The organism is Polaribacter sp. (genome assembly GCF_965656025.1).
Taxonomy (GTDB): domain Bacteria; phylum Bacteroidota; class Bacteroidia; order Flavobacteriales; family Flavobacteriaceae; genus Polaribacter.
Map to the genome: position 1 here is coordinate 1 of NZ_CBFHJT010000116.1, position 3,393 is coordinate 3,393.

Consider the following 3,393-nt stretch of genomic DNA (forward strand, 5'->3'; position numbering starts at 1 on the left):
AATTACACTCATGTACTTTTCTACGAAAGAGGTTTCTTTCATTCCTAAATTTTCAAAGAAGATTTTAGAATATTCATTAAAATTTTTACCAGATATTTCTTCAATAATTTTAGTGAGTAAAATATAGTTGGTGTTACTGTAGCTGTAATGAGTGCCCGGTTTAAAACCTAATTCTTCTTGATTTTGTATTAACTCTAAAATATCTTCATTGTCAAGTCCAAATCTTTGCCACCAAACATCTCCTTCCAAATCTAATAATTCTACGTAATCCCGAACGCCACTTGTATGATTTAAAAGATGTCTCACTTTAATCTTTTGAGCTACATTCTTGTATACTTTTGGCAGGTATTTTCTAATATCATCTTCTAAACTCAATTTTTTATTGAGTTTCAAATCTAAAATCATTAATGCTGTAAATTGTTTGGCAGTAGAAGCAATGTTAGACCTTGTTTTTTTATCAAATTTTACTTGATGTTGTAGATTAGATAAACCTAAATATTTCTCATAAATAACGTTTCCTTCTTTAATAATTCCAACAGCAATTCCTGGTTCATTTAGTTTTACTTTAGCATTTAAAATCGAATCGATTTTCGATAATTCATTTTCTTGAGAAAATAGAATAGTTGTAGAAAAAAGTATAATAATAGAAATATATATTTTCATAAGTATAATTTTATTTTGATACAAAGATCAAGGATAAAGGAAGTACAATCGCTTCAAATCTTGATTTGAGACGAATTTTTATCCTAATTTTTGTAAAAAAGCTTTAGGTGATAATGACGTGCTTTTTTTAAAAGCTCTGTTGAAAGTCGCTTTACTATTAAATCCACAGTCAAAAGCAATACCTAATAAAGTAGATTTTTTATGATCACCGTTTTTCAATTTTTCTTTTACAGCTTCAATTCTGTAATGGTTGATGAAGTCGTTAAAATTCATCTCAAATCCTGAATTGATACTATTGGAAACAGTTTTGGTATTGGTTTCTAACAATTTTGAAACATCAGTAAGTGTGAGTTTTGGGTTTTCGTAGATTTTATCAACTTCTAATAAATATAGAATTTTTGTTTTCCAGTTTTCTATTTCCTCTTTATTTATTTCCTCTTCTTTTGGTTTTTCTGAGACTTCTAGTTCAGAAAATACGTTGACAGTTTCTGTATTTACATCACTTAAAAAAGACATTTTCACTGCATTTGCATATCCATTTATAGAAATGTAAAATACGACAATAGAAAATACAATATAATGCCAAAACTGACTACCAAATTCGCCCCATTCAGGATTTAAAACAAACAACAAAACTCTTAAAATAATAATTGCTAAAAATGCGATGAGAAAGTTTTGAATCCATTGAAACAAAATAGAATCTGCAAAACTTACTTTGTTAAAAACTAACTTTTTATATGTAGAATAATGCTTTAAACTTAAAATTAAATAAATTATCATTGAAATTACCCCAGTAAATTGATACCAGTTTGCCAAATCTTTATCACGACCATCTGCATAAAAATAAAATTCGTCTAAAATTAATTTATCAGTAATAAAAATGATGAAGCTATAAATTAGATATAAAATAGCCGGAATAAAGTGATACCTGTTTTTTTTAGTGATTTTAAAAGCTGGATTTAATAAACTTTTTGTGTAGAAATAAATTACTGGTCCAATTAATAAAACTTGCATAAAAGGTACAAAGTATAGAATTTCTCTTGTATAAATAATTGAATACCAACCTGCATAACCCAACATATAAGGCGAAATATACATGGCACATAAAAACAGTAAAAAGCTTAACCATTTTGAGGATTTGTTGTTGTATAAAATTCCTTTTCTCAATAATAGAAAGGAGAATACAATTCCGTGGAAAAAGAAAATTAAAAGTAAGGAGCTTTTTTGCCCAAAACCAAAAGGGAAATTCATTAATTAGTAGTTATTTTTAAGTTCAAGAATTAGATGTTCTATTTCTTCGGAAATAATTACCAATTTTTTAGACATTAATTCCCCAATATTTCTATCATTATTCCAATGGTCATTCAATAAATAAGCAATTAAATTAAAACCTTTAAACTTTGGTAAAGTAAGGTCAAAATTTAGTTTGTTAAGTTTATCTTTAATTGGTTTATCAAATTTAGATTTCGATATTATCCCTAAAAATTTATTAAGTTCTAGTTTAAATAGCTGTAATTCATTTTCATCTAAAAACCGATCATTAGAATGCTTCAAACATTCTGTTTTTAAAAACTCTAAATATTGGATTAATGTTTAAAAATTCATAAAGTCTAAAAGTAAACAATAATTTGTAAATTCACACAATGGCGCAACATAACGAACTTGGTAAAAAAGGAGAACAGCTAGCGATTGATTTTTTATTAAAACATGATTACAAAATCTTAGAAAAAAACTATCGTTATTTAAAAGCTGAAGTAGATATTATTGCTTTAAAAAAAGACACTTTGGTAGCTGTAGAAGTAAAAACAAGATCAACCAATTTCTTTGAAGCACCACAAGATGCTGTAAAACCCAAAAAAATTAAACTAATGGTGAGTGCAATAGATTATTATGTTACTCAAAAAGATTTAGATGTAGAGGTAAGGTTTGATATTATTGCAATTGTGCATCAGCAAAACAATACAAAAATAGAACACCTAAAAGATGCTTTTTTGTATTTCTAAAGCTTGCTTACAAAAGCTTCTAAATCTTTTAACTCTTCTGGTTTGGCAATAATTTTTTTATTTTTATCTAACACAAAATAGGTGGGTGTTGCATTAATATTGTAAATTCTTGCGGTTTTATTTTCCCATTTATTTAAACCTAAAACATGATGCCAATTTGGTAGGTTTACTTTCATGCTTTTCCAACCAAAATCATTTGTTTCCATAGAAAAAGCCACTACTTTTATGTTTTTTTTATCTTGTAAAAATTTATGCAAAACAGGTATTTCTTTTAAACAATGAGAGCAACTTGTACTCCAAAAAACTAACACATAATTTTCGGCATCATTTAAAGTAGCTAACTCTCGTTTTTTTCCGTTTTCATTCCAAGAAAAATTGGGAGCTACTCTGCCAATTTCTGTAGCCAAAAGAGTTAATTTTTCTTCTTTAAACTTTTTGTTTTGTAGTGTTTCGGGTAGTTTATCATAATAATTTTTAAACAAATAATCTACCATTTCTATATTCCTATTTTGTTCAAATTGGCCAATTAAAAACTCTATTACATCTTTTTTAAATATTGGGTCATCAATTTTAGAAAATACTTTTTCTGCAGAGGTTTTATAAATTTTTTGTTGTGCTTCTGCATCATCAGCATAATTTACGTAGAACACATAATCTGTAATTCTATCAACTAGAAAAGACGAGTTTTTAAGAGCGTTGTTAGAAAAATCCATATTGTTAAAAAAAG

General features: G+C 26.9%; 5 protein-coding genes. 1 reads left to right on the plus strand and 4 read right to left on the minus strand.

Features of this window, described 5'->3' with window-relative positions; all coding sequences use genetic code 11:
- The 3 genes from ACTG3S_RS14070 to ACTG3S_RS14080 form a co-directional block, all read right to left on the minus strand.
- On the minus strand, window positions 1-663 hold a 663-nt coding region (locus tag ACTG3S_RS14070), incomplete at its 3' end, for a serine hydrolase domain-containing protein (protein ID WP_439129965.1).
- Window positions 664-741: 78 nt separating this feature from the next.
- Window positions 742-1,914 carry a helix-turn-helix domain-containing protein gene (locus tag ACTG3S_RS14075; protein WP_439129966.1) on the minus strand — a complete coding sequence of 391 codons (1,173 nt, stop codon included), beginning with the start codon at window positions 1,912-1,914 and terminating at the stop codon, window positions 742-744.
- A 3-nt stretch (window positions 1,915-1,917) separates the two neighbouring features.
- Window positions 1,918-2,217 (minus strand): hypothetical protein, encoded by a 300-nt coding sequence (locus ACTG3S_RS14080; protein ID WP_439129967.1) that lies wholly within the window; start codon window positions 2,215-2,217, stop codon window positions 1,918-1,920.
- An 89-nt stretch (window positions 2,218-2,306) separates the two neighbouring features.
- Here ACTG3S_RS14080 and ACTG3S_RS14085 point away from each other — a divergent pair, with 89 nt between their 5' ends.
- Window positions 2,307-2,666: a YraN family protein gene (locus tag ACTG3S_RS14085; RefSeq protein WP_439129968.1), complete on the plus strand. Its 360-nt coding sequence runs from the start codon at window positions 2,307-2,309 to the stop codon at window positions 2,664-2,666.
- Here the strand turns inward: ACTG3S_RS14085 and ACTG3S_RS14090 are convergent.
- Window positions 2,663-3,393 (minus strand): TlpA family protein disulfide reductase (locus ACTG3S_RS14090; protein WP_439129969.1); only part of this gene is annotated, 731 nt, incomplete at its 5' end. The two genes, ACTG3S_RS14085 and ACTG3S_RS14090, sit on opposite strands and share 4 nt — an antisense overlap.